The sequence below is a fragment of the Saccharothrix sp. CCNWYY140 genome (assembly GCF_037401995.1).
GTDB lineage: Bacteria > Actinomycetota > Actinomycetes > Mycobacteriales > Pseudonocardiaceae > Actinosynnema.
The window spans coordinates 14177-37659 of sequence record NZ_JBBEGC010000011.1 but is presented as its reverse complement, the minus strand read 5'-3'; the positions used below and the strand labels follow the sequence as shown (position 1 = coordinate 37659).

Genomic DNA, 23483 nt, shown 5'->3' with positions numbered 1-23483 from the left:
TGACCGCCGTGGACTTCGGCGTCGTGTTGCAGACCGACCCGCCCGCGCGGGACGTGATCGCGGGCCTGGAAGCCGCCGAGGACAACGGCTTCCGCTACGGCTGGACGTTCGACTCCACCGTGCTGTGGCAGGAGCCGTTCGTCATCTACTCGCAGGTGCTGGCGCGGACGTCGTCGCTGGTCGTCGGCCCGATGGTGACCAACCCGAGCACCCGGGACTGGTCCGTGCTGGCCTCGCTGTTCGCCACCTTGAACGACATGTTCGGCAACCGCACGGTGTGCGGGATCGGGCGGGGTGACTCGGCGCGACGGGTCATCGGGCAGAAACCCGCGTCACTGGCCTACCTGTCGCAGGCCATGACGGTCATCAAGGGGCTCGCGGAGGGCCGGGAGGTCGAGCACCACGGCACACCGGTGCGGATCCCCTGGGTGCGCAACGGGAAGCTGGAGATGTGGATGGCCGCCTACGGGCCGCGCGCCCTGCGGATGGTCGGCGAGCAGGCCGACGGGTTCATCCTGCAAACCGCCGACCCGGACATCGCGCGGTGGACCATCGGGTCCGTCCGCGAGGCGGCCGTCGCCGCCGGGCGCGATCCGTCGGAGATCACCATGTGCGTCGCCGCGCCCGCGTACGTCGGCGACGACCTGCCCCACCAGCGCGAACAACTGCGCTGGTTCGGCGGGATGGTGGGCAACCACGTGGCCGACCTGGTGGCGCGGTACGGCGAGGAGGGCGTGGTCCCGAAGGCGTTGACCGACTACATCAAGGACCGGGAGGGCTACGACTACTCCCACCACGGCAAGGCGGGCAACCGTTCGACGGACTTCGTGCCGGACTACATCGTGGACCGGTTCTGCCTGCTCGGACCGGCATCTGCGCACGTGGAGAGGCTGCGGGAGTTGGCGGAATTGGGCGTGGACAACTTCGCGCTCTACCTGATGCACGACGAGAAGGAGAAAACCCTGACCGCGTACGGGAACGAGGTCATTCCGCACGTCCCTTGACCTGGTGCGCGCTCCAACTCCTAGCGTCCTCGACGGGATCTAGGAGGCAGACATGACACGCATTCCCACTCGACACCTCGGCGACCTCGTCGTTTCCGCCCAGGGCCTCGGGTGCATGGGCATGAGCCACGGCTACGGCGCCACCGACGACGACCAGTCGGTGGCGACGGTGCGCCGTGCCCTCGACCTGGGCGTGACGATGCTGGACACCGCCGACTTCTACGGGTCCGGGCACAACGAGGAGCTGATCGGACGGGCCATCGCGGGACGGCGGGACGAGGTGGTGGTGGCCACGAAGTTCGGCTTCGCCAACCGGCTCGGCGAGCCGACGGTCATCCGCGGGGACGCCTTCCACGTGCGGCGGGCGTGCGAGGACTCGTTGCGGCGGCTCGGGGTCGACCACATCGACCTGTACTACCTGCACCGGGTGGACCCGACCGTGCCGGTCGAGGAGACCGTCGAGGCGATGTCCTCGCTGGTCCGGGTGGGCAAGGTGCGGCACCTGGGGTTGTCGGAGGCGAGCGCGGCGACCATCCGGCGGGCGCACGCGGTGCACCCGATCTCGGCGTTGCAGAGCGAGTGGTCGCTGTGGACGCGGGACGTCGAGGCGGAAGTCGTGCCGGTGTGCCGGGAGCTGGGGATCGGGCTGGTGCCGTTCTCTCCGTTGGGGAGGGGGTTCTTGACCGGGCGGTACCGGTCGGCCGACGAGTTCGCCACCGGTGACGTGCGGCGGACCCAGCCCCGGTTCGCCGACGAGAACCTGTCGCGGAACCTGGAGGTCGTCGGCGTGCTGGAGGCCTTGGCCGCTTCTCGGGGCATCACCGCAGGTCAGCTCGCTCTGGCGTGGGTGCAGCAGCGCGGGGAGGATGTGGTGCCGATCCCGGGTACGCGGCGGCAGGCCAACCTGGAAGAGAACCTCGCGGCGCTGACCGTGGAGCTGTCCGCGGACGACCTGGCGGTGCTCGACGGGGCCGCCGCGCAGGTCGCAGGCGCTCGCTACGACGTGACCAGTCTCAGCTTCGTCGACGGCTGAGATTTCCTCCGCGGCTCGCGCCCCGAAATTGTCGTACCCCGTCGCTAGCGTGCACGACATGATCACCACCGAGGACGAGGCCCGCTTCTGGGCCCTGCTGGAAGAGTCGTGGGCGAGTGCCGGACCCGATGCCGCGGCGGCGCGACGCGCGCTGGTGTCGCGCGATCCCGACGCCGACGACGGGTTCGACCACGCCGCCGTGCTGGAGGAGCAGGTCGAGGCCGTGCTGGACCGGCTGACAGAGCTGTGCGCGGACCTGTCGAGCGCGGAGCTGACAGCGCTGGACCGGGTGGCCGAGCGGAAGCTGTACGAAATCGACCGGGCGGACGTCCACGACCACACAGACGGGTCCGACGACGGCTTCCTGTACGCGCGCGGGTTCGTCCTGGTCCTGGGCCGGGAGTTCTACGAAGCGGTCGCGCGCGACCCGCGGTTGGCGGTGGCCGACGCGGAGGCCGAGGAGTTCTGCTACTTCTTCGCCCACTTGCACCAGGAGCGGTTCGGGGACTTCCCCGAGACGGGGTCGGGGATCTCCCGGGAATCCGGCGCCAACCGGGCCGGCTGGGCGGGAGCGGAGGTACCGTCGGAGGTGTGATCGACTTCGAGAAGGCGTCGGTGTTCAAGCTCGCCCCGTGCAGGCCCGAGGACATCGTGGGCCAGGTGTCCCCGATCCTCATCCAGGGCGAGCAGATCGTGTCGTGCTTCAAGACGGTGCGCGACTTCGTGGTGTTCACGAACAAGCGCGTGATCGCCGTGAACGTGCAGGGCATGACGGGGCGGAAGAAGGACTTCACGTCCCTGCCCTACAGCCGCGTGCAGGCGTTCTCCATCGAGACGGCGGGCACGTTCGACATGGACGCGGAACTGGACCTGTGGTTCTCCGGCCTGGGCAAGGTGCGCCTGGAGTTCCGCGGGCACGCCGACGTGCGCCTGCTCGGCCAGATGATCGCCACCTTCATCCTCTGACCCAGCCCAGGTGCCCTTCACCCGATCGTGCGACATGTCGATCTCGGAACCACTGGACGCTTCCCGCGTCCCCGTAAACAAGGAGCGCGGGCAGGGGCCACACAGGCACGGGGCACACGGCCACGGGCCACACGGACTCACCGAACCGAGCGAGTAACTCCGTCCCACCCGCCCAACGCCTCCGGCAACACCTCGGCGAACTGCACCGGGTACACGGTGTCACCGGTAGCCCGCAGCTCGTCCACCGACCACCACCGGTGCCGAGTGATGGTCTGCTGCTCCAACGCGTTGAACCGCGAGGTGTCCACAACCTCCGCCACCCCGGTCCGACACACGAAGAACCACTCCTCGGCCGCATAACTCAGCCCGTCGAAGCTGAACACCGCCCGCCGCTTCCACACCGGCCCGACCAGGTCGTCCGCCGACACCCGCAGCCCGGTCTCCTCGAACACCTCCCGCACGGCCGCGTCCGCCAGCTCCTCCCCCGGCTCCACCCCACCCCCCACGGTGAACCAGAACATCTCATCCGGCCGCGCGGGATCAAACCCCTCGAACAACAACACCCGCCCGTCCCGATCCACGAGCACCACCCGCGCCGACACCCGCTGGGTAGGCACGTCGTGCTGAGGCTCGGCGATCTCGAAGTACGACGGCGTAGGCGCGGTGCCCGCCAACCGCAACCACCGGACCAGCCGCCACCGCCGCAACGCCAACGTGTCCCGCACAGCGTCGTTGTGCACCCGCCGCGCCAACACGACCCGCTGCTCGGCATCGGACAACTCCGCCGCCAACGCCGGCGCCAACACGGACCGGTCAAGCCCGTCCAGCAGCGCGCTCAACTCGTTCTCAGCAGTCTCCCGCTCAACCCTCTCGGCCCGCTCAGCCCGATCAGCCGCCGCCCGCAACTCCCCGGTCCCACACACGGCCGCAACGGCCCGCGTCACCACCGCCCGCCGAGCAAGAGCCGCATCCAACGCCGCCCACGCCGCATCAGTCCGCACGTGCAACCGATCGAGCCGATTCGCCGTACCCAACACCCAAGGCCCAACTAGGACCAAAACGCCCAACAACACCAGAAACGCCCACGCCACACCAGAGCTGGTCACGCTTCCCCCACCCACACCCCACAACTAACCAAGCCACCCACACCCCAGCCGACCACACCCGCCGCACCCGACATACCGGACGCACCGGACGCACCGGAGCCAACCGCGCCCCGCGTACCCAAGCCAGCCGCACCCCAGCCGACCGCGCCCCGCGCAGCCGAGCCGGCGGCACTCCAGCCGACCGCGCCCCGCGCAGCCGAGCCGGCGGCGTCCGGCGTGCCGGAGCCGGTCACGCCTCGCCCACCCGCCGCGGGTCGGCCGCCATCGCGCTCTCGTACACCCGCAACACCTGCGCGGCCACCACAGCCCAGTCGTAGGTCATGACCCGCTGCCGCGCCGCGTCCACGTACTCCGCCCGCCGCCCCTCGTCCGCCAGCAGCTCGCCCAAAGCCGTCGCCAGCGCCGTCGAGTCGCCCACCGGGGTCAGCACGCCCGCCTTGCCGTCGTCGAGGACCCGGCGGAAGGCGTCCAGGTCGCTCGCCACCACCGCCGTCCCGGCCGACATCGCCTCGGTCAGGATGATCCCGAAGCTCTCCCCGCCGGTGTTCGGCGCGCAATACACATCGACGCTGCGCAGTGCACGCGCCTTCGTCTCGTCGTCCACCATGCCCAGGAACACCGTCCGCGCCGCCAACTCCGGCCCGGCGGCCTTGCGGAACTCGTCCTCGTCACCGCGTCCGACGACCAGCAGCCGCACGTCCGGAGGCAACTCCCGGAACGCGTCCAGCAGCACGGGCATCCCCTTGCGCGGCTCGCTGAACCGGCCGACGAACCCCACCGTCCCACCCGGGCGCGGGTAGCCGTCCAACGGTGACGCGTCGGCGAAGAACCCGACGTCCACCCCGTTGGGGATCTCCACCGCGTCCCCGCCCAGGTGTTCGACCTGCACCCGCCGGGCCAGCGCGGACACCGCGATCCGCGCGGTGATCTTCTCCAGGAACGGCTGGAGTACCCCCTGGAACGCCGCCAGCATCTTCGACCGGGGCGTGGAAGTGTGGAAAGTCGCCACGATCGGCCCGTCGGCGACCATCAACGCCAGCATCGACAACGACGGCGCGGTCGGTTCGTGCAGGTGCAGCACGTCGAAGTCGTGTTCGGCGATCCACCGCCGCACCCGCGTGAACGACACCGGCCCGAACGACAGCCGTGCTACCGACCCGTTGTAGGGGATGCTCACCGCGCGCCCGGCCGGCGTCACGAACTCGGGCACGGGTGTGTCGTCGTCGGCAGGCCCCAGCACCTCGACCTCGTGCCCCAGGGACCGCAGGGCGCGCGCCAGGTCGACCACGTGCGCCTGCACCCCTCCGGGAACCTCGAAGGAGTACGGGCAGACGATGCCGACCTTCACCGGGTGCCCTCCCTGCGGGCCAGCACCCGTTCCAGCGCCCTCTGCCTGCTCTCCGGCAGGTCGGCGAGCCACAGCTTCTGGAGCATGTGCCAGTCCGTGGGGTGCGCGGCGATGTCGGCGGCGAACACGTCCGCCAACTGCTGCGTGGCCGAGCCGACACCGCTGAGGCCGGCGACCCGGATCGGCGGGTGGATGCGGATGGACCAGCCGCCGTCGGTGAACCACACCCCGCACGGCAGCAGCGCGGCACCGGTCGTGGCGGCCAGGTGCGCGGGACCGGCGGGCATGAGGGTGCGTTCGCCGAAGAACGTCACCGGCACGCCGCCCGCGGTCAGGTCGCGGTCGGCGAGCAGGCACACGACCCCGTTCGAGCGCAGCCGCTCCGACAGCACCACCGCCGGGTTGCGGTCGCCACCCGTCAGCGGCACCACTTCGAAGCCCAGGGACTCGCGGAACCGGATGAACCGCCGGTAGAGCGACTCGGGCTGGAGGCGTTCGGCGACCGTGGTGAACTTGCCGACGTGGCCGACCAGCCACACACCGGCCATGTCCCAGTTGCCGGAGTGCGGCAGCGCGCAGATCGCGCCGTTGCCCGCCTTGAGCGCCGCGTCCAGGTTCTCGGCGCCGCTGACCGTCCGGTCGCACTCGGCGAAGGCGGCCTCGAGGTCCATCGACGGCAGCCGGAACGCCTCCCGCCAGTACCGGGCGTAGGACCGCAGGCTCAGCCGGACCAGTTCGTCCAGTTCCGCCTCACCCGCGCGCGGCACCACGCGCCGCAAGTTCGCGCGCAACTGCTCGACACCGCCACCGCCCCGCTTCGCCGCGAAGTCGGCGCCCCGGTCGAACAACGCGGCTGCCCACCGCTCGGGCAGCAACCGCACCAGCCGCCACCCCGCCCCGTAGCCGAGGTCGGCCAGCCGCTCCTTCATGTCCCCAGCTCCTTCGCGGCACGCCACACGGCCACCACCCGCTGCACCACCGTGACCACGACCAGGGCGGCCAGCAGGTACAGCGCCACGGGCAGGATGTACGGCACGCCCAACCCGTGCAGCCCGACCCCGACGAGCACGACGATGAACCGCTCGGCCCGCTCGGCCACGCCCCCGTCGGCGGAGAGCCCGGACGCCTCCGCCCGCGCCTTCACGTACGAGATGACCTGCGAACCCACCAGTGACACCAGCGCGGCGGCAGCCAGCCCCTTCTCCCCGGCCCCGAAGCACCACCAGGCGACGGCGGCGAACAACGCCCCGTCCGCGATCCGGTCGCAACTGGCGTCCAACACGGCCCCGAACTTCGTCCCACCGCCCTGCGCCCGCGCCATCGCGCCGTCGATCAGGTCGAACAGGACAAACGCCGTGACCACGGCGGCCCCGACGAACAACTGCCCGCGGGGGATGAACCACAGTGAGGCGGCAACGGACCCCACGGTCCCGGCGACCGTGACGACGTTCGGTGTGAGGCCGCGGCGCAGCAGCCACGCCCCGATCGGATCGGTGACGCGCGAGACGGACGCGCGGGCGAAGATGTTCAGCATGGGGCGGCGACTGCACCTACCGGTGGGGACGACTGGGTCTCGGGCAGCCTAACGGCCCAGCTCAGCGCGAGCCGACGCGGTAGGCGCAAGATCCCTGTCGTGTCGGCCACGACCAGCACGAACACGCCAGGCCCGGCCTCCGGCCCCCGACACCATCATCCCACGCCCCACCGACAAACCGACGCGACAACGGCCGGCGGGGCAGCCCGCGGCAACGGCACGGGCGGCACACGCGGCGCGCCTGCGGATGCGGGGCGACAGCGCGGGCGGCGCGGCACGGCGGCGCGGCGCAGCGGCGCGGCGCAGCGGCGCGGTGTGGGTGGCGCGGTGTGGGCGGCGGCGCTCTGGCTTGTGCGCGGTGTGCCGTGGCGACCATCCATCACTCGGGAGGCGCCGAGCCCCGCCGCGCCGCCCGCCGACACCGCTGGCCGGGCTGGCCCGCCAGCCCTCCGCACCGGCGCCGTGCGAAGGCCGCCTGACGCCGCCCAACGCCGCCGGACCCCGGCCGACTCAGCCGAGCTTGCGGTGGTCGGTGGCGATGGTGTCCAGCAAGTCGTCGAGCTGCTCCCCGCGCATCGCCAACCGCTCCAGCCGGTTGAACAGGGTCAAGTACTCGCGCACGTCATGCGGGTCGGTGATGGTCGCGTTGCCGGTCAGCACGCTCAGCGTCACGACGCGCTCGTCGTACACCTGGAACCCGTGCAGAGCCACCGTGTTCACGTCCGCCGTCCACGGCACGACGCCCAACTGCACGTTCGGCCGCCGCATCAACGTCCGCAGGTGGTCGATCTGCTCGCACATCAGGTCCGCCGAGCCCATCCGCCACCGCAGGGCGGCCTCGGCCAGCAGGAACACGAAGCGCTTGCCCAGGTCGTCCATGCGCGCGCGGCGGCTGCGCAGGGTCGCCACCGCTGTCTCCTGCTCGTGGGCCGGGGTCGCGGAGAGGACGACCCTCAGGTAGTTCTCGCTCTGCAACAGGGCGGGCACGCCGGCGTTCTGGAAGAAGCGGCTGGTCGTGGCCCTGGCCTCGATGCGGGCCACCGTCTGCTGGTGGCGGTGGGCGCCTCGGTGCAGGACCACTCGCCTCGTCTCGGCCTCGGCGTGCAGCTGGCGGGCCAGTTCCACCAGTTCGAGCCTGGTCTCGCGGGTCGCCGAGAGTTCGGCGACCAGGCGCTCCACGTCGGTCACGGACGGGAGGAGCATGCCGTTCTCGATCTTGGACAGCTTGGACTGGCTCATCCCGGTCGCCCGCGCGGTGGCCGTGCCGGTCATCTTGGCCTCCGTGCGCAGCCTGCGTAACTCGCGCGAGAGCCGTTCTCGGGCCAGCCGCGAACGCTCAGGTGCGGTCATGAAACGCACGTTATCGATGAACGCGGTCCGTGACGATCGGCCACACAGGGAATACTGGCCGTTACGCGGTGATCATCCCGCGATTCCGGCGTGATTCGCGCCACCCATCGGCCGCCAATGCACCTGCACGTGCGATTACCGCCGACGGAGAATCACAATTGCCAGGCCTCCGACAACAACTGCCGGGTTTCGCCCAGCAGCTGCGGCAGGACCTTGGTGTGTCCGATGACCGGCATGAAGTTCGCGTCGCCGCCCCACCGGGGCACCACGTGCTGGTGCAGGTGCGCCGCGATGCCGGCACCGGCCACGACGCCCTGGTTCATGCCGATGTTGAACCCGTGCGGCGAGGCCACGGCCCGGATCACGTGCATCGCCCGCTGGGTGAACGCGGCGAACTCCGCCGTCTCCTCCACCGTCAGGTCCGTGTAGTCCGGGACGTGCCGGTACGGCAGCACCATCAGGTGCCCCGGGTTGTACGGGTACAGGTTGAGCACCGCGAACACCCGCTCGCCGCGCGCGAGGATCAGGCCGTCGGCGTCGTCGAGTTCGACCACCCGGCAGAACGGGCAGCCCTCCGGCTCGTCGCCGACCGCCTTGCCCTCGCCGCGCACGTAGGAGAGGCGGTGCGGGGTCCACAGCCGCTGCAACGCGTCGTGGACCCCGACCCCGTCCTGTTCCTCGTACCGCGGCGTCACTGGACCAGGTCCGCCGTGGGCGAGGCGTTCTCGCGCCGCGCCACCCAGTCCACGATGGTCTCCACGGCCCGCGCCACCGGGACGCCGTTGATCTGCGTGCCGTCGCGGAACCGGAACGACACCGCGCCGCCCTCCACGTCCTTGGCGCCGGCCAGCAGCATGAACGGCACCTTCTGCGTGGTGTGGTTGCGGATCTTCTTCTGCATGCGGTCGTCGGAGGCGTCCACCTCGACGCGGATGCCGTGCGACTTCAACGCAGCCGCCACCTGCTCCAGGTGCTCCACGTGCTCGTCGGCGATCGGGATGCCGACCACCTGCACCGGGGCCAGCCACGCCGGGAACGCGCCCGCGTAGTGCTCGGTCAGCACGCCGAAGAACCGCTCGATGGACCCGAACAGCGCCCGGTGGATCATGATCGGCCGCTGCCGCGAGCCGTCCGGCGCGGTGTACTCCAGCTCGAACCGCTTGGGCTGGTTGAAGTCCAGCTGGATGGTCGACATCTGCCACGACCGGCCGATGGCGTCCTTGGCCTGCACCGAGATCTTCGGGCCGTAGAACGCGGCGCCGCCCGGGTCCGGGACCAGCTCCAATCCGGAGTCCAGGGCCGCCTGCCGCAGCGACTCGGTGGCGTCCTCCCACTCCTGCGGGTCGCCGATGAACTTCGGCGAGTCGTCCCGGGTGGACAGTTCCAGGTAGAAGTCCGTCAGGCCGTAGTCGGCGAGCAGGTCCAGCACGAACTTGAGCAGCGACCGCAGCTCGCCGGCCATCTGCTCCTTGGTGCAGTAGATGTGGGAGTCGTCCATCGTCAGGCCGCGCACGCGGGTGAGGCCGTGCACCACACCGGACTTCTCGTACCGGTAGACCGTGCCGAACTCGAACAGCCGCAGCGGCAGCTCGCGGTAGGACCGCCCGCGCGACCTGAAGATCAGGTTGTGCATCGGGCAGTTCATGGCCTTGAGGTAGTAGTCCTCGCCCTCGAACTCGATGGGCGGGAACATCGTGTCCGCGTAGTACGGCAGGTGCCCGGAGGTGTGGAACAGGCCGCTCTTGGTGATGTGCGGCGTGTTGACGAACTCGTAGTCGGACTCCTCGTGCCGGCGGCGCGAGTAGTTCTCCAGCTCGCGGCGGATGATGCCGCCCTTGGGGTGGAACACCGCGAGGCCCGAGCCCAGCTCGTCGGGGAAGCTGAACAGGTCCAGCTCGACACCGAGCTTGCGGTGGTCGCGGCGCTCGGCCTCGGCCAGCAGCTCCAGGTAGCCGTCCAGGGCCTCCTGCGACTCCCACGCCGTCCCGTAGATGCGCTGCAACTGCGGGTTGTTCTCGTTGCCGCGCCAGTACGCGGCGGCCACGCGGGTGAGCTTGAACGCCGGGATGTGCTTGGTCGTCGGCACGTGCGGGCCGCGGCACAGGTCGCCCCACACGCGCTCGCCGGAGCGCGGGTCGAGGTTGTCGTAGATGGTCAGCTCGCCGCCGCCGACCTCCATGACCTCGGCCGTGTCCACATCGCTCTTGATGTCGACCAGTTCGAGCTTGAACGGCTCGTTCGCCAGCTCGGCCTTGGCGGCGTCCACGGACTCCACCACGCGCCGGTCGAACCGCTGCGCGCCCTTGATGATCTGCTTCATGCGCTTTTCCAGCGCCTGGAGGTCCTCGGGCGTGAAGGGCTTGTCGACCTGGAAGTCGTAGTAGAAGCCGTCCTTGACCGGCGGGCCGATGCCCAGCTTGGCCTCGGGGAACTGCTGCTGGACGGCCTGGGCGAGGACGTGCGCGGCGGAGTGCCGGATCACGCTGCGGCCGTCGGGCGTGTCGGCGGCGACCGCCTCGACCTCGACGTCCACCCCCGGCGCCCACGACAGGTCGCGCAGGTGGCCCTCGGCGTCGCGGACGACGACGATCGCGTCCGGCCCCTTGCCCGGCAGCCCGGCCTCCCGGACGGCCGTGCCCGCAGTGGTCCCGGCCGGCACCACCACGCGCGGTGGGGCGAGAGCGGCTGCGGGGCTCGACTGGGACACGGTGACTCCTCGGGTCGCTGGTGGTGCCTTTCCCCGAGATGTTATCGGTGCTCACCCAGCGCTTATCGGCCGACATGGGTTGACGGTGCGTTGACGCGCACGAACTCCTCCCACGCGTCCACCGGGACGCCGGGCCGCCAGTGCCGCGCCGGCGGGCACACCGCCAGTTCGTGCACGCCCGACTCGGCGTAGTCGGCGACCACGTCCGGGTCGAGCCGTTCGGACGGCGTCACCACCACCTCGATCCCCGGCGGCAGGCCGGCGACCTGGTCGGCGGTCTGCCGGCGGTCGAGCATGAACCCGTACCAACCCTGGTGGCGGGCGGCACGGCGGCGGGCGGTCACGCTGTGTCCACCCACGTACACCGGAACCGGTCGCTGGCGCGGTCTCGGGTGGGCGTCCACCCCGCTGAACGACACGTGCTCGCCGTGGAACGCCGGCTCCGGCATCTCCCACAGCGCCTTCATGGCCGCCAGGTGCTCGTCGGCCCGCGCTCCCCGCCCCGCCATCGGCACCCCGACCGCCGTCATCTCCGGTTCGAGGTAGCCGACGCCCACCCCGAGGTCCAGCCGCCCGCCGCTGAGCACGTCGAGGGTGGCCAGCTGCTTGGCCAGCACGACGGGGTTGCGCTGGGGGAGGACCACGATCCCGGTGGCCAGCCGGACCCGCCGGGTGACGGCGGCCAGGTGCGCCAGGGCGAGCAGCGGGTCCAGGATCGGCAGGTCGGGGTCCATCGGGGACGGTGGCACCCGCGGCGACGGGGCCACGACGTGCTCACCCAGCCACAGCCGGTGGTACCCGAGGTCTTCGGCGAGCCCGCCGATCCTGGTGAGCGCCTCCGGTTCCGCGCACGGACCCATGTTGATGCCGAACAGGCCGATCTTCATGCCCTCGAACGTAGGTTCGCCCAGGACATGCGACAAATGAGAGTCCTGCACGCAAGCCATGCGTGGTAGGCATAGCTCCATGTCGGAGTTCACGCTGGTCGGCCTGCGGGTGCTGCGCGAGGTGGCGACCCGGGGCACCTTCACCGCCGCCGCCGAGGCGCTGGGGTACACGCAGTCGGCGGTGTCCCGCCAGGTGGCCGCCCTGGAGGCGGCGGCGGGCGTGCCCCTGTTCGAGCGGACGGCGCGGGGTGTCCGCCCGACCGCCGCCGGGCACGTCCTGCGCCGGCACGCGGACACCGTCCTCGACCAGCTCGACACCGCCCGCCGCGAACTGGACGGCGTGCGGGGCTCCCGGGGCCGGGTGCGCGTGGGCGCGTTCCCCACGGCCGTGGCGGCCCTCGTGCCCCGCGCGATCGCGACCCACCGGGCCGCTCACCCCGGGTCGGAGGTCGTGCTGCGCGAGGGCCTGACCCCCACTCACCTGCGACGACTGCGGGCGCGGACCGTGGACGTCGCCGTCGTGGCCACCCTGCCGGGCGTGCCCGCCGAGGAGGGCTTGGCGTTCGAACCGCTGCTGGACGACGTGCTGCTGCTGGCGGTCGCCCGTGACCACCCGCTGGCGGGTCGCGGTGAGGTGGGGTTGGCGGACCTGGCCGGGCAGCGGTGGATCGCGGGCAGCCACGACCCGAGCGACACCTTCCTGGGCGCCTGGCCGGACCCGCCGAAGGTGGAGTTCGCGGTGCGGGAGTGGACGGCCAAGCTGGGCTTGGTGGCGGCCGGGTTGGGCGTGACCCTGGTGCCGGGTCTGGCCGCACCCTCCGTGCGGCCGGACGTCGCCCTGGTGCGGGTGCGGGACCCGCAGGCCAGGCGGACGGTCGTCGTCGCGACCCGGGCGGACGACCCGGCGCACCCCTTCACGGACGCCCTGCGCGAGGCAGCGGCCCGGTTCCGGCTGTGAGGGTGTGCCGAGGACGATCCACAGTGGACACCCGGGCCTTCTAGTCGGTGATGAAGGCGGCCACCGACGAGGTCGCCGTGCGGCCCGTGGTGCGTTGGTAGCGGGTGACCAGGTCGCGGTGGCGGATCGCGCTGCCCAGGCGCCTTTCCCAGCGCAGCACGGGGTTGCGGCGCGGTGGCGGGAACCGGCGGGCCAGGTCGTGGACGAGGGCGGTGCGGTCGACGCGGGCCGTGTCGAGAACCCAGGCCACGCCCGGGTCGAGCGCGACCAGGACCAGTGCCAGGTGCTCGGGACGGTGCCGGCGTTCACGGCGGGCCAGGGCGAAGCGGAGGGAGGCTTCGTAGGCGGCCTGGGCGTCCAGGCCCAGCGGTGGGTCGAGCCGGGCGCAGCGGGCACGGGCCTTGGCCGCGCCGAGCGGGAAGAGGGGCTCGCGGGCGGGTGGTCGGTCGAGTCGGACACCGGCCACGAGCTGGTCGAAGTCGATCCCCAGGGTCTTCAGCGCGACCCGGTCCGCCGCCGCGCCCGCGCCCTGCGGTGCGGCCTGGTCGACGGCTTCGCGGATGGCGTCGTGGTGGCCGGTGAGGGAGGTCAGGGCGAGCAGGAGGTGCTCGCTGCCGGTGCGGGGGTGGTCGAGGTCGCGGGCGAGCCGGAGGGCGCGGTCGACGACCCGGCCGAGTTCGGGATCAGCGCGGAACACCGGGCTCACCCCTCCCGTACTTGCGGTGCACGGTCTGCTTGGTGACGCCGAGGCGGGTGGCGATGTCGCGCCAGGACCAGCCGGCGCGGCGGGCGGCGTCGACGTGCGCGGCCTCCAACTGCTCGACCAGGACCCGGAGCCGGGCCACGGCGCGCAACCCGGCGTCGGGGTCGGTCCCCTGCGCGGCCTGGCCGAGATCGGCGATGGTGGACATGTCGTCAACATATGCTGACGAGCGGGTGGCGTCAACACATGCTGACGGTCAACAGGACATTCACAGCCGGCGATCAGGATCCGCTCAGGTGGAGGACGCACGCTGGTGGAGCAGACCCATGAGCACAGGAGCCCCGCCATGCCAGACCAGCCGCACCCCGAGGGCACGCCGGACCCCGGCACCCAGCCGCTGAACCAGCCGACCGCACGAGCCGAACCCGAACCGCCGCACCAGCCCGCCGCGCCGCACGCCGCCGGGGATGCGCCGCGCGACGCCGGCACCGCACAAGCCGCCGGGTCCGAGCCGCCGCAGCAGCCCGCCGCGCCGCACGCCGCCGGAGCCGAACCGCCGCAGCAGCCCGCCGCAGCCAAGCCGACCGCCGAGAAGCCCGCTGAAGCCCACGCCGGAGCCGAGCCGCCGCCCGCCGCGCCGCCCGGGACCGGTCATCCCGCGCCGGCGCCCGGCCACTACCCGCCCCGCCGGGGTGCGGCGGTCGGCCGGGTCGCGCGGCACCGGGCCACGCAGTTGGTCGCGGTCGGGCTGCTCGGGCTCGTGCTCGGTGGCGGGTTCGTCGCCCTGCTCGACCAGGACCGCGGGCACGACCGGCGGAAAGGCGCGTTCGACCGGCCCGGACACTCCCGGATGGACGACCGCGGACCCGGCCGCATGGACGACCGCGGACCGGGCCGGGACTTCCGCGACCGCTGAAGAACCCGCCGCGGGACAACCCGGTGTCAGCTCAGGAAGCCGCGAAGCAGCGAGGCCGTGCCGTCGAGGTGCTCGGCCATCGCCCGCCGCGCGGCCTCCGGGTCGCCCGCCAGGATGTGCGTGACGATCCGCTCGTGCTGGTCGTTCGAGTGCGCCAGGTTGGGCGGCAGCAGCGGAATCCGGTCCAGCAGCTCGTTCACCCGCATCCGCACGTCGGCGATCGCGGCGGTCAGGGACGCCGACCCCGTCGACTCCGCGATCGCCAGGTGCAGCCGGGAATCCTTGCGCCGGTACTCGTCCAGCGACGCGCACGAGCACTCGGTCAGGCGCGCGCCCAGGTTCCGACGCTCCGCGGGTCCCAGCGAGCGCGACGCGGCGCACTCCGCCGCACCGGCCTCCAGCACCGCGCGCAGGGTGAGGGCGTCCAGCAGCTCGGGAGTCGCGATAGGACGTCCCGGGGAGGCCGCCGGCAGCGTGGTGTTGACGAACGTCCCGCCGTACCGGCCGCGCCGCGACTCGACGTACCCGGCGTCCTGCAAGGAGCGGATGGCCTCGCGCAGGGTCACCCGGCTCACGCCGAGCCGGGTCGCCAGTTCCCGTTCGGCGGGCAGCCGCTCGCCCGGCGGGACCACGCCCAGCCGGATCGCCTGCATGAGCCGCTCGACGGTCTCCTCGAACGCGTTGCCCGCCCGGACCGGGCGGAACAACGCGTCCTGCAAGGGCATCATCACCTAGAGCGGGGTGACGTAAGCGCCCGCGATACCGCCGTCGACCAGGAAGTTCGACGCGGTGATGAACGACGAGTCGTCGCTGGCCAGGAACGCCACCGCCGCCGCGATCTCCTCCGGCTCGGCGAAGCGCCCCAGCGGCACGTGCACCAGCCGCCGCGCCGCCCGCTCCGGGTCCTTGGCGAACAGCTCGCGCAGCAGCGGGGTGTTGACCGGTCCGGGCGACAGGGCGTTGACCCGCACCCCCTGGCGCGCGAACTGCACGCCCAGCTCCCGGCTCATCGCCAGCACGCCGCCCTTGGAGGCGGTGTAGGAGATCTGGGAGGTCGCCGCGCCCATCGTCGCCACGAAGGACGCCGTGTTGATCACGGAACCCTTGCCCCGCTCCAGCATGTGCGGGATGGAGTACTTGCAGCACAGGTAGACCGACGTGAGGTTGACCTTCTGCACCCGGTCCCACGCCTCGATGCCCGTGGTGAGGATCGAGTCGTCGTCGGGCGGCGAGATGCCCGCGTTGTTGAACGCGATGTCGACCGACCCGTACGTGTCGACCGTGGTCTGGTAGAGCGCCGACACCTGCTCCTCGTCGGTCACGTCCACCTGCACGAACAGCCCGTCCACCTCGTCGGCGGCGGCCTTGCCGGTGCCCGCGTCGAGGTCCGCGACGACCACCCGCGCGCCCTCGCTCGCGAGCCTGCGCACCGAGGCCAGGCCGATCCCGCTGCCGCCGCCGGTGACGACGGCCACCCGGCCTTCCAGTCGCTGTGCCATGTCTCTCCCAATCATCAATGAGCGATGAAGACGTTCTTGGTCTCGGTGAACGGTTCCAGCGCGTCCGGCCCCAGCTCCCGACCCAGGCCGGACTGCTTGAACCCGCCGAACGGCGTCCAGTACCGCACCGACGAGTGCGAGTTCACCGAGAGGTTCCCGGCCTCGACGGCCCGCGACACGCGCAGCGCCCGGCCCACGTCCCGCGTCCAGATCGACCCCGACAGCCCGTACTCGCTGTCGTTGGCCAGCCGCACGGCGTCCTCCTCCTCCGCGAACGGGATCACGGCCACCACCGGGCCGAAGATCTCGTCCACCGCCGCCGGGTCACGCGGCGACACGGGCGCGAGGACCGTCGGCGGGAACCAGAACCCGGGTCCATCAGGCGCGGAACCGCGGAACGCGACCGGTGCGTCGTCGGGGACGTAGGCCGACACCCGCTCCAGCTGCGTGGCCGAGATGAGCGGCCCCATCTCGGTCTTCTCGTCGCCGGGCTCGCCGACCACGACACCCTTGACGGCGGGCTCCAGCAGCTCCATGAACTTGTCGTACACCGAGGCCTGCACCAGGATCCGGGACCGCGCGCAGCAGTCCTGGCCCGCGTTGTCGAACACGCCGTAGGGCGCGGTGGCCGCCGCCTGCTCCAGGTCGGCGTCGGCGAAGACGATGTTGGCCGACTTGCCGCCCAGCTCCAGCGTCACCCGCTTCACCTGCTCGGCGCAGCCCGCCATGATCTGCTTGCCGACCCGCGTGGACCCGGTGAACACGACCTTGCGCACCGCCGGGTGCGTCACGAACCGTTGCCCCACCACAGGACCCGCCCCCGGCAGAACCTGGAACACACCCTCCGGGATGCCCGCCTCCAGCGCCAGTTCCGCCAGCCGCAGCGCGGTCAACGGGGTCAGCTCGGCGGGCTTGAGCACCACGGTGTTCCCGGCGGCCAGCGCGGGCGCGAAACCCCAGCCGGCGATGGGCATCGGGAAGTTCCACGGCACGATCACGCCGACCACGCCGAGCGGCTCCTGGAACGTCACGTCCCAGCCGCCCGCCACCGGGATCTGCCGCCCGAACAGCCGTTCCGGCGCGGCGGAGTAGTAGTGCAGGACGTCCCGGACGTTCCCGGCCTCCCAGCGGGCGTTGCCGATGGTGTGCCCGGCGTTGAGCACCTCCAGCGCCGCCAGCTCCTCGATCGCGCCGTCCACCTTGTCGGCGAACCGGCGCAGCAGCCGCGCCCGGTCGCCCGGCGCGACGGCCTTCCACGCCGGGAACGCGGCCTGCGCGCGGGCGATCGCCGCGTCGGTCTCCTCGACCGACGCCAGCTCGACCGACCGCACGACCTCCGCCGTCGCCGGGTTGATGACCTCGAAGGCAGTCACTCGCCGCCACCCTTCCTCGCCGCCTCGACGAACGCACCGAAGACCCGGTCCTCCCGGCTCGCCTCCGGGTGCGACTGGACACCCACCACGAACCGCCGGTCCGGCAGCTCCACCGCTTCCACGACCCCGTCCGGCGCGCGTCCGGTGACCACGAGCCCCTCCCCCAGCACGTCCAGCGCCTGGTGGTGGTGGCACATCACGGACACGGTCGGCCCGACGATCCCCGCCAACCGACCGGCCGACACGGTGACGTCGACCTTCTCGAACACCGCCGGGGTCACGTTGTGCCCGTCCACGTGCTGGGTCAACGTGCCACCCAACGCCACGTTGAGGATCTGCATCCCCCTGCACACCGCCAGCAACGGCAGGTCCTCCACCAACGCGCGGGACACCAGCGCGAACTCCGACTCGTCCCGCTCCACCGCAGCCGGACCGGTGCGGGGGTCACGGGAAGCGTTGTACCGCGCGGGATCGACGTCCGCGCCACCGGCCAGCACCAGTCCGTCCAAGAAGGACAGATCGGACCACTCCCCCACCGGGGGCAGCAGCACGGGCTGCCCGCCGGCGCGGACGACGGAGTCGAGGTAGTCCCGGTGCAGCACCGCGGCCTCGGCGTCCCACACGCCGAACCGCGTCCGCTCCAGGTACGTGCTGATCCCGATGAGCGGCCTAGAGCCGTTCGAAGCCACGGATGCGCTCCCAGTCGGTGACGGTCGAGTCGTAGGCGGCCAGCTCCACCCGGGCCGCGTTGAGGTAGTGGTCCACGACGTCCTTGCCGAACGCCTCGCGCGCGATCCCGCTCTGCGCCAGCAGGGACGCCGCGTCGCGCAGGGTGGTCGGCACGGTCGCCCGGTCCGAGCCGTAGGCGTTGCCCTCGAAGGCGTCCTCCAGCTGGAGGTCGTTCTCCACGCCGTGCAGCCCGGCCGCGATGAGCGCCGCCACCGCCAGGTACGGGTTGACGTCACCGCCGGGGACGCGGTTCTCGAACCGCAGCGACTGGCCATGCCCGACCACGCGCAGCGCGCACGTCCGGTTGTCCCGGCCCCACGCCACCGCCGTGGGCGCGAAGCTGCCCGGCACGAACCGCTTGTAGGAGTTGACGTTGGGCGCGAGGAAGTAGGTCAGCTCGCGCAGCCCGGCCAGCTGCCCGGCCAGGAAGGACTTCATCAGCCCGGACATCCCGTGCCCCTCGGCGAACACCGGCTCGCCGTCGGCCGAGCGCAGGCTCAGGTGGATGTGGCACGAGTTGCCCTCGCGCTCGTTGTACTTGGCCATGAAGGTCAGCGACTTCCCGTGCTGGGAGGCGATCTCCTTGGCGCCGGTCTTGTAGATGCTGTGGTTGTCGCACGTGGCCAGCGCTTCCTTGTACCGGAAGGCGATCTCGTGCTGACCGGGGTTGCACTCGCCCTTGGCCGACTCGACCTCCAGGCCCGCGCCGGCCATGTGGTTGCGGATGGCGCGCAGCAGCGGCTCGATGCGGGCGGTGCCCAGCAGGGAGTAGTCGACGTTGTACTGGTTGGAGGGGGTCAGGTCGCGGTAGCCGCGCCGCCAGGCCTCCTCGTAGGTGTCGTCGAAGACGATGAACTCCAGCTCGGTGCCCACGAACGCCTGCAACCCGCGCTCGGCGAGCCGGTCGAGCTGGCGGCGCAGGATCTGGCGGGGCGAGGCGACGACGGGCTCGCCGTTCTCCCACTCGATGTCGCACATCACCAGCGCGGTGCCCTCGTGCCACGGGACGCGGCGCAGCGTGGACAGGTCGGGCTTCATCACGAAGTCGCCGTAGCCCCGGTCCCAGGACGACATGGCGTACCCGGCGACGGTGTTCATGTCGACGTCCACCGCGAGCAGGTAGTTGCAGCCCTCGGCAGCGTGCGCGACCACCTCGTCGAGGAAGTAGCGCGCGGCGCAGCGCTTGCCCTGGAGCCGGCCCTGCATGTCCACGATCGCCACCAGCACGGTGTCGATCTCACCGGCGTCCACCAACTCGCGCAACTCGTCGACGGTGAGCATCCCGGCGTACCTCCAAAGGTATGACTGCGAGCCATTGGACGCCCCATCCTGACATCAACCAGGCCGGGACACCAGCCCCCCATTGACCTGGTCCTATTGACATGACCGCAGCGCACGCGTCACCCTCAACCACCTTCAAAGGAGCGCAACTAACCCATTAGGGAGCGCAGATGGCGAAGCACGTCGAGTACGAGAAGGTGGGCGACGAGTACCTGGAGCACCGACAGCTCAAACGCGGGGCGGCGGGCTGGGTCCTGCTGGCCGGACTCGGTGTCTCGTACGTGATCTCCGGCGACTTCGCCGGCTGGAACTTCGGCCTGGCCGAGGGCGGCTGGGGCGGCCTGCTGGTCGCCACTGTGCTCATGGGCGCCATGTACACGTGCATGGTGTTCGGCCTGGCCGAACTCGCCGCCGCGCTGCCCGTGGCGGGCGCGGGCTACGGTTTCGCCCGCCGCGCGCTCGGCCCGCTGGGCGGGTTCGCCACCGGCATCGCCATCCTCATCGAGTACGCCATCGCGCCCGCCGCCATCGCGGTGTTCATCGGCGGGTACGTCGAGACGCTCGGCCTGTTCGGGCTGACCAACGCGTGGCCGGTGTACCTGGTGTGCTTCCTGATCTTCATCGGCGTGCACCTGTACGGGGTGGGCGAGGCGCTGCGGCTGATGTTCGTGATCACCGGCATCGCCGTGGTGGCCCTGCTGGCGTTCGTCATCGGCATGATCCCCAAGTTCGACGCGGACAAGCTGTTCGACGTGGCGGGCGGGGACTTCCTGCCGTTCGGGGTGACCGGGGCGCTGGGCGCGCTGGTGTTCGCGATCTGGTTCTTCCTGGCCGTGGAGGGCGTTCCGCTGGCCGCCGAGGAGGCGCGCGACCCCAAGCGGGACATGCCGCGCGGGATCATCGGCGCGATGCTGGCGCTGCTGCTGTTCGCCGGGGCCATCCTGGTGTTCGCGCCCGGCGGGGCCGGGTCAGAGGTGCTGAAGGCGTCGAACAACCCGCTGCCCGACGCCGTGCGGGCCGCGTACGGCGGGGACAACCTGCTCGCGCAGGTGGTGAACTACGTCGGGCTGGCCGGTCTGGTGGCGAGCTTCTTCTCGATCATCTTCGCCTACTCGCGGCAGCTGTTCGCGCTGTCCCGGGCCGGGTACCTGCCGCGCTGGCTGTCGCGGACGGGCAAGCGCAAGACGCCGTACCTGGCGCTGATCGTGCCCGGCGCGATCGGGTTCATCCTCGCCTCGGTGACGCAGAACGGCGCTCTGCTGATCAACATCGCGGTGTTCGGGGCGGCGTTGTCGTACGTGCTGATGATGTTGTCGCACATCGTGTTGCGGGTGCGGGAGCCGAACCTGGAGCGGCCGTACCGGACGCCCGGCGGCGTGATCACGACCGGGGTGGCGCTGGTGCTGGCGGTCGCGGCCGTGGTGGCGACGTTCTTCGTCGACGAGCTGGCCGCAGGGATCACCGCGGGGATCGTCGTGGTCGCGTTGGCGTACTTCTGGTTTTACAGCCGCCACCACCTGGTCGCCGCCGCCCCGGAGGAGGAGTTCGCGGCCATCGAGCAGGCGGAGCGCGACCTGGCCTGATTCACGTAGCTGAACCCCGTCCACATACTTGACGGTCTAGACCACTCCCGAATAACCTCCGCCCAACCGCCGCCTACGGACGAGTCCCGTAGGAGCCCTCATGAAGCACCGCGCGTTAGCCGCGAGCGCCGCCACGCTCGCGGCCATCGCCATCTCCACAGCCGTGGTCGCCGCCCCACAGGCCCAACCCGCGGCGTCCGCCGCCGCGCTCGACCTGAGCCCCGCCAACCGCCGCGCTCCCCTGCCGGGTCTGCCGGACTGGAGCAAGGCGGGTTACCGGGGCGGGCAGAACCTGCCCACCGAGGCGGACCACACGTCCAACGCCGCCTGTCGGATCACGCCGGAGGAACTGGCCGCGCTGGGCGTGCGACCCAACGACGGCGCCGACGACACGGGCGGTTTGCAGTCGGCGATCGACACCATCCGGACGTCGTGCTCGCCCAGCGCCGGGTACACGAACCTGTCCCTGATCACCCTGCCGCCGGGCACGCTGGACGTGACCCGCGAACTGTTCGTGGACGCGGACTTCCTGACCCTGCGCGGGTCCACCGGCACCCGCGTGGTCTACCGGCCGGACACCAACACCCGCTACGACACCCTCACGCCCGACGGCAGCGACTGGGACGAGGACGGCATGACGTGCGGCAGCGGCCCCAAGGGCGGCTGGCTGTGGCCGGGACGCGGGCTGTTCCGCGTGCAGAGCCAGCAGGTGCACAGTTCGTACACCTCTGGGTGCACCGCCCCGAACCGGGCGGACCTGGTCAAGGGCACCGTGAACGTGCACTGGAAGGCCGGGGTCGCACTGTCTGCCCCGTCCCGCAAGGGTGAGAGCGTGGTGCGGGTGGTCCGCACGACCGGGTTCACAGTCGGCGGGCTGGTGAACGTCCGCGCGGCCAACAGCATGAAGTTCTACGAGGAGCAGCAGGCGCTGCCCACCGACTGGCCGTTGCAGAACCTGCACATGCGGCAGCGCATCCACGGCGTGGTGGCGGTGGGGTCCGGGCAGATCACGCTGGACACGCCGCTGGAGTTCGACCTGCCGGTGGACTCCACTTCGGACGGTTCCGCACCCATCGACGGGACTGTGTACGCGAGCAAGGCCAGCCCGCTGGTGGACCCGGTCGTCGGGGTCGGGTTCGAGAACTTCTCGTTCGGGTTGGAGTTGAACGGGCTGCCCAAGCTCGGCGGCGGCACGTACAGCGTCAGCCGGGACGACGCCGTGCACGACTACGGCAACATCGCGCCGGAGTACTCGATGCACGGCATCGTCTTCAAGTGGGCGGCCGATTCGTGGGTGCGCGGGATGACCATCGAGATGGTCGGGTCGCACCCGATCGTCACCGAGGAGGCCAAGAACATCCAGGTCGTCGGCAACACGATGGACGGCTCGTGGAACAAGGGCAAGGGCGGCAACGGGTACCTGCGCGGGAGCCGGGTGTGGGACAGCCTGTACGCCGGCAACACGACCCGCGACCTGCGGCACTTCACCTTCCAGTGGTCGGCGTCGAAGAACGTGGTGATCGGCAACGACTTCGACAGCGACCTCAACCTGCACGGCGGGTGGGAGCGGCACAACCTGTTCGAGCTCAACACCGTCCGCGTGCCGTACGACCACCGGTCGGGCTCGTGCACCGCGAACTGCGGCGAGGAGGGCGGCGGCGGTCCGGACGACAGCACCTGGTACCCGATCTGGTGGGGTGCGGGGAAGAAGGCGGTGAAGTGGTCCGGGGCGACCGGGCCGCAGAACGTCTTCTTCAACAACGACCTGGCGAAGCAGACCACGCCCGGCGGGGCTTACGTGCCGTACTACGCGAGCCAGTCCACGGTGTACCAGTTCGGGTGGAACGGCAGCAGCTACCAGCACTTGGCGCAAGCCGGGACGCCGATCCCGGACTGGGCCAGGCGCGAGACCCTCGACTACACCGGCAGCGGCGTCCACACCGCACTGACCGACCCTGGCCCCTCCCTGTTCCTGAAGTCCCTCAGCACCACCCCACCCACCAGCACCACGACACCCACCCCACCCACCACGACGACCACCACCAGGCCTCCGACCGGCGGGCTGACCGCCAAGTTCTCGCAAACCAACACCTGGTCCACCGGCTACAACGGCCAGTACGTGATCACCAACGGCGGCTCGACCCAGGTCACGTCGTGGCGCATCGAGTTCGACCTCCCCGCCGGGACCGCGCTGAGCAGCGCCTGGCGAGCCGACGTCACCCGGAACGGCACCCGCTACACCCTCACCAACAAGCCCTACAACGGCACCCTCGCCCCGGGCGCGTCGACCGACTTCGGCTTCGGCGTCACCGGCACCGGCCTGCCGCTCGACTGCAAGGTCAACGGCTCACCCTGCTGAAGTAGACGACCGGTCAACTACATAGACGCGCAGTAGACGACCGGTCAACTACTACCATCAGGCGGAAGATCGTCGGCGAGACGGGCGGCCGGCCGGGGAACCTACTGGCCGGTCGCCCTCCTGGTGGAGATGTGCGCGCGAGGTCCG

General features: G+C 71.2%; 23 protein-coding genes. 8 read left to right on the top strand and 15 right to left on the bottom strand.

The genetic code is table 11. From position 1 onward, the window contains the following. Window positions 1-8 precede the first annotated feature (8 nt). The 4 genes from WBN91_RS08940 to WBN91_RS08925 are packed head-to-tail and all read left to right on the top strand — an operon-like array spanning window position 9 to window position 3003. Window positions 9-1004 carry a TIGR03842 family LLM class F420-dependent oxidoreductase gene (locus tag WBN91_RS08940; RefSeq protein ID WP_337722109.1) on the top strand — a complete coding sequence of 332 codons (996 nt, stop codon included), beginning with the start codon at window positions 9-11 and terminating at the stop codon, window positions 1002-1004. A 52-nt stretch (window positions 1005-1056) separates the two neighbouring features. Then, a complete protein-coding gene (locus tag WBN91_RS08935; RefSeq protein ID WP_337721986.1) occupies window positions 1057-2037 on the top strand; it encodes an aldo/keto reductase in 981 nt (326 codons plus the stop codon). Window positions 2038-2095: 58 nt separating this feature from the next. Beyond that, window positions 2096-2632 (top strand): DUF4240 domain-containing protein, encoded by a 537-nt coding sequence (locus tag WBN91_RS08930; RefSeq protein WP_337721987.1) that lies wholly within the window; start codon window positions 2096-2098, stop codon window positions 2630-2632. After that, window positions 2629-3003 carry a PH domain-containing protein gene (locus WBN91_RS08925; protein WP_337721988.1) on the top strand — a complete coding sequence of 125 codons (375 nt, stop codon included), beginning with the start codon at window positions 2629-2631 and terminating at the stop codon, window positions 3001-3003. Before WBN91_RS08930 ends, WBN91_RS08925 begins: the two co-directional genes overlap by 4 nt. Before the next feature lie 137 nt (window positions 3004-3140). On the opposite strand, the gene WBN91_RS08920 is transcribed toward WBN91_RS08925, so the two are convergent. The 8 genes from WBN91_RS08920 to WBN91_RS08885 all read right to left on the bottom strand — a co-directional run bounded on the left by WBN91_RS08920 (window position 3141) and on the right by WBN91_RS08885 (window position 11935). Then, entirely contained in the window at window positions 3141-4004 is an 864-nt protein-coding gene (locus WBN91_RS08920; protein WP_337721989.1) for an NUDIX hydrolase, read from the bottom strand. 334 nt (window positions 4005-4338) lie between these two features. Then, a complete protein-coding gene (locus tag WBN91_RS08915; protein WP_337721990.1) occupies window positions 4339-5457 on the bottom strand; it encodes a glycosyltransferase family 4 protein in 1119 nt (372 codons plus the stop codon). Further along, window positions 5454-6386: a phosphatidylinositol mannoside acyltransferase gene (locus WBN91_RS08910; protein WP_337721991.1), complete on the bottom strand. Its 933-nt coding sequence runs from the start codon at window positions 6384-6386 to the stop codon at window positions 5454-5456. The genes WBN91_RS08915 and WBN91_RS08910 overlap by 4 nt, the downstream gene beginning before the upstream one ends. Further along, window positions 6383-6991, bottom strand: coding sequence for a phosphatidylinositol phosphate synthase (gene pgsA / locus WBN91_RS08905; RefSeq protein WP_337721992.1), 609 nt, complete (start codon window positions 6989-6991; stop codon window positions 6383-6385). The genes WBN91_RS08910 and pgsA overlap by 4 nt, the downstream gene beginning before the upstream one ends. 510 nt (window positions 6992-7501) lie before the next feature. Then, the gene (locus tag WBN91_RS08900) at window positions 7502-8341 is read right to left on the bottom strand and encodes a helix-turn-helix domain-containing protein (RefSeq protein ID WP_337721993.1); all 840 of its coding nucleotides are present in this window, start codon (window positions 8339-8341) and stop codon (window positions 7502-7504) included. 152 nt (window positions 8342-8493) lie between these two features. Further along, window positions 8494-9036 (bottom strand): HIT family protein, encoded by a 543-nt coding sequence (locus WBN91_RS08895; RefSeq protein WP_337721994.1) that lies wholly within the window; start codon window positions 9034-9036, stop codon window positions 8494-8496. Beyond that, complete coding sequence (thrS, locus tag WBN91_RS08890; RefSeq protein ID WP_337721995.1) at window positions 9033-11048, bottom strand: threonine--tRNA ligase; 2016 nt, start codon at window positions 11046-11048, stop codon at window positions 9033-9035. Before thrS ends, WBN91_RS08895 begins: the two co-directional genes overlap by 4 nt. 62 nt (window positions 11049-11110) lie before the next feature. Further along, window positions 11111-11935, bottom strand: a complete 825-nt coding sequence (locus WBN91_RS08885) for a TIGR03619 family F420-dependent LLM class oxidoreductase (RefSeq protein ID WP_337721996.1) — start codon at window positions 11933-11935, stop codon at window positions 11111-11113. A gap of 79 nt (window positions 11936-12014) precedes the next feature. Between WBN91_RS08885 and WBN91_RS08880 the strand changes: the two genes are divergently transcribed. Further along, complete coding sequence (locus WBN91_RS08880) at window positions 12015-12893, top strand: LysR family transcriptional regulator (protein ID WP_337721997.1); 879 nt, start codon at window positions 12015-12017, stop codon at window positions 12891-12893. 40 nt (window positions 12894-12933) lie between these two features. Here WBN91_RS08880 and WBN91_RS08875 read toward each other — a convergent pair whose 3' ends face one another. Together WBN91_RS08875 and WBN91_RS08870 are read right to left on the bottom strand one after the other, a co-directional pair. Continuing rightward, entirely contained in the window at window positions 12934-13590 is a 657-nt protein-coding gene (locus WBN91_RS08875) for a peptidase (protein ID WP_337721998.1), read from the bottom strand. Further along, a complete protein-coding gene (locus WBN91_RS08870; RefSeq protein ID WP_337721999.1) occupies window positions 13577-13804 on the bottom strand; it encodes a helix-turn-helix domain-containing protein in 228 nt (75 codons plus the stop codon). Before WBN91_RS08870 ends, WBN91_RS08875 begins: the two co-directional genes overlap by 14 nt. Before the next feature lie 138 nt (window positions 13805-13942). On the opposite strand from WBN91_RS08870, the gene WBN91_RS08865 reads away from it, so the two are divergent. Continuing rightward, window positions 13943-14512: a hypothetical protein gene (locus WBN91_RS08865; protein ID WP_337722000.1), complete on the top strand. Its 570-nt coding sequence runs from the start codon at window positions 13943-13945 to the stop codon at window positions 14510-14512. 26 nt (window positions 14513-14538) lie between these two features. Here the strand turns inward: WBN91_RS08865 and WBN91_RS08860 are convergent, their stop codons facing one another. From WBN91_RS08860 to WBN91_RS08840, 5 genes are read right to left on the bottom strand one after another with little or no spacing between them, the layout of a single operon-like run. Further along, on the bottom strand, window positions 14539-15240 hold the full coding sequence (locus WBN91_RS08860) for a FadR/GntR family transcriptional regulator (RefSeq protein ID WP_337722001.1): 702 nt from the start codon (window positions 15238-15240) through the stop codon (window positions 14539-14541). A gap of 3 nt (window positions 15241-15243) precedes the next feature. Beyond that, window positions 15244-16011, bottom strand: a complete 768-nt coding sequence (locus WBN91_RS08855) for a 3-oxoacyl-ACP reductase (protein ID WP_337722002.1) — start codon at window positions 16009-16011, stop codon at window positions 15244-15246. A gap of 14 nt (window positions 16012-16025) precedes the next feature. After that, the gene (locus WBN91_RS08850; RefSeq protein ID WP_337722003.1) at window positions 16026-17384 is read right to left on the bottom strand and encodes an aldehyde dehydrogenase family protein; all 1359 of its coding nucleotides are present in this window, start codon (window positions 17382-17384) and stop codon (window positions 16026-16028) included. Next, window positions 17381-18073 (bottom strand): gamma-glutamyl-gamma-aminobutyrate hydrolase family protein, encoded by a 693-nt coding sequence (locus WBN91_RS08845; protein WP_337722004.1) that lies wholly within the window; start codon window positions 18071-18073, stop codon window positions 17381-17383. The genes WBN91_RS08850 and WBN91_RS08845 overlap by 4 nt, the downstream gene beginning before the upstream one ends. Then, entirely contained in the window at window positions 18054-19394 is a 1341-nt protein-coding gene (locus tag WBN91_RS08840) for a glutamine synthetase family protein (RefSeq protein WP_337722005.1), read from the bottom strand. The genes WBN91_RS08845 and WBN91_RS08840 overlap by 20 nt, the downstream gene beginning before the upstream one ends. A gap of 170 nt (window positions 19395-19564) precedes the next feature. Here WBN91_RS08840 and eat point away from each other — a divergent pair, with 170 nt between their 5' ends. Together eat and WBN91_RS08830 are read left to right on the top strand one after the other, a co-directional pair. Next, window positions 19565-20977 carry an ethanolamine permease gene (eat, locus tag WBN91_RS08835; RefSeq protein ID WP_337722006.1) on the top strand — a complete coding sequence of 471 codons (1413 nt, stop codon included), beginning with the start codon at window positions 19565-19567 and terminating at the stop codon, window positions 20975-20977. A gap of 100 nt (window positions 20978-21077) precedes the next feature. Next, entirely contained in the window at window positions 21078-23336 is a 2259-nt protein-coding gene (locus WBN91_RS08830; protein WP_337722007.1) for a cellulose binding domain-containing protein, read from the top strand. Window positions 23337-23483 lie beyond the last annotated feature (147 nt).

Bases quoted from the DNA above. Each gene is read 5' to 3' on its own strand.
- WBN91_RS08900 (WP_337721993.1), bottom strand. From the start codon at position 8,341: ATGACCGCACCTGAGCGTTCGCGGCTGGCCCGAGAACGGCTCTCGCGC.
- WBN91_RS08935 (WP_337721986.1), top strand. From the start codon at position 1,057: ATGACACGCATTCCCACTCGACACCTCGGCGACCTCGTCGTTTCCGCC.
- WBN91_RS08870 (WP_337721999.1), bottom strand. From the start codon at position 13,804: ATGTCCACCATCGCCGATCTCGGCCAGGCCGCGCAGGGGACCGACCCC.
- eat (WP_337722006.1), top strand. From the start codon at position 19,565: ATGGCGAAGCACGTCGAGTACGAGAAGGTGGGCGACGAGTACCTGGAG.
- WBN91_RS08885 (WP_337721996.1), bottom strand. From the start codon at position 11,935: ATGAAGATCGGCCTGTTCGGCATCAACATGGGTCCGTGCGCGGAACCG.
- WBN91_RS08855 (WP_337722002.1), bottom strand. From the start codon at position 16,011: ATGGCACAGCGACTGGAAGGCCGGGTGGCCGTCGTCACCGGCGGCGGC.
- WBN91_RS08880 (WP_337721997.1), top strand. From the start codon at position 12,015: ATGTCGGAGTTCACGCTGGTCGGCCTGCGGGTGCTGCGCGAGGTGGCG.
- WBN91_RS08865 (WP_337722000.1), top strand. From the start codon at position 13,943: ATGCCAGACCAGCCGCACCCCGAGGGCACGCCGGACCCCGGCACCCAG.
- pgsA (WP_337721992.1), bottom strand. From the start codon at position 6,991: ATGCTGAACATCTTCGCCCGCGCGTCCGTCTCGCGCGTCACCGATCCG.
- WBN91_RS08930 (WP_337721987.1), top strand. From the start codon at position 2,096: ATGATCACCACCGAGGACGAGGCCCGCTTCTGGGCCCTGCTGGAAGAG.
- WBN91_RS08840 (WP_337722005.1), bottom strand. From the start codon at position 19,394: ATGCTCACCGTCGACGAGTTGCGCGAGTTGGTGGACGCCGGTGAGATC.
- WBN91_RS08910 (WP_337721991.1), bottom strand. From the start codon at position 6,386: ATGAAGGAGCGGCTGGCCGACCTCGGCTACGGGGCGGGGTGGCGGCTG.
- WBN91_RS08830 (WP_337722007.1), top strand. From the start codon at position 21,078: ATGAAGCACCGCGCGTTAGCCGCGAGCGCCGCCACGCTCGCGGCCATC.
- WBN91_RS08860 (WP_337722001.1), bottom strand. From the start codon at position 15,240: ATGATGCCCTTGCAGGACGCGTTGTTCCGCCCGGTCCGGGCGGGCAAC.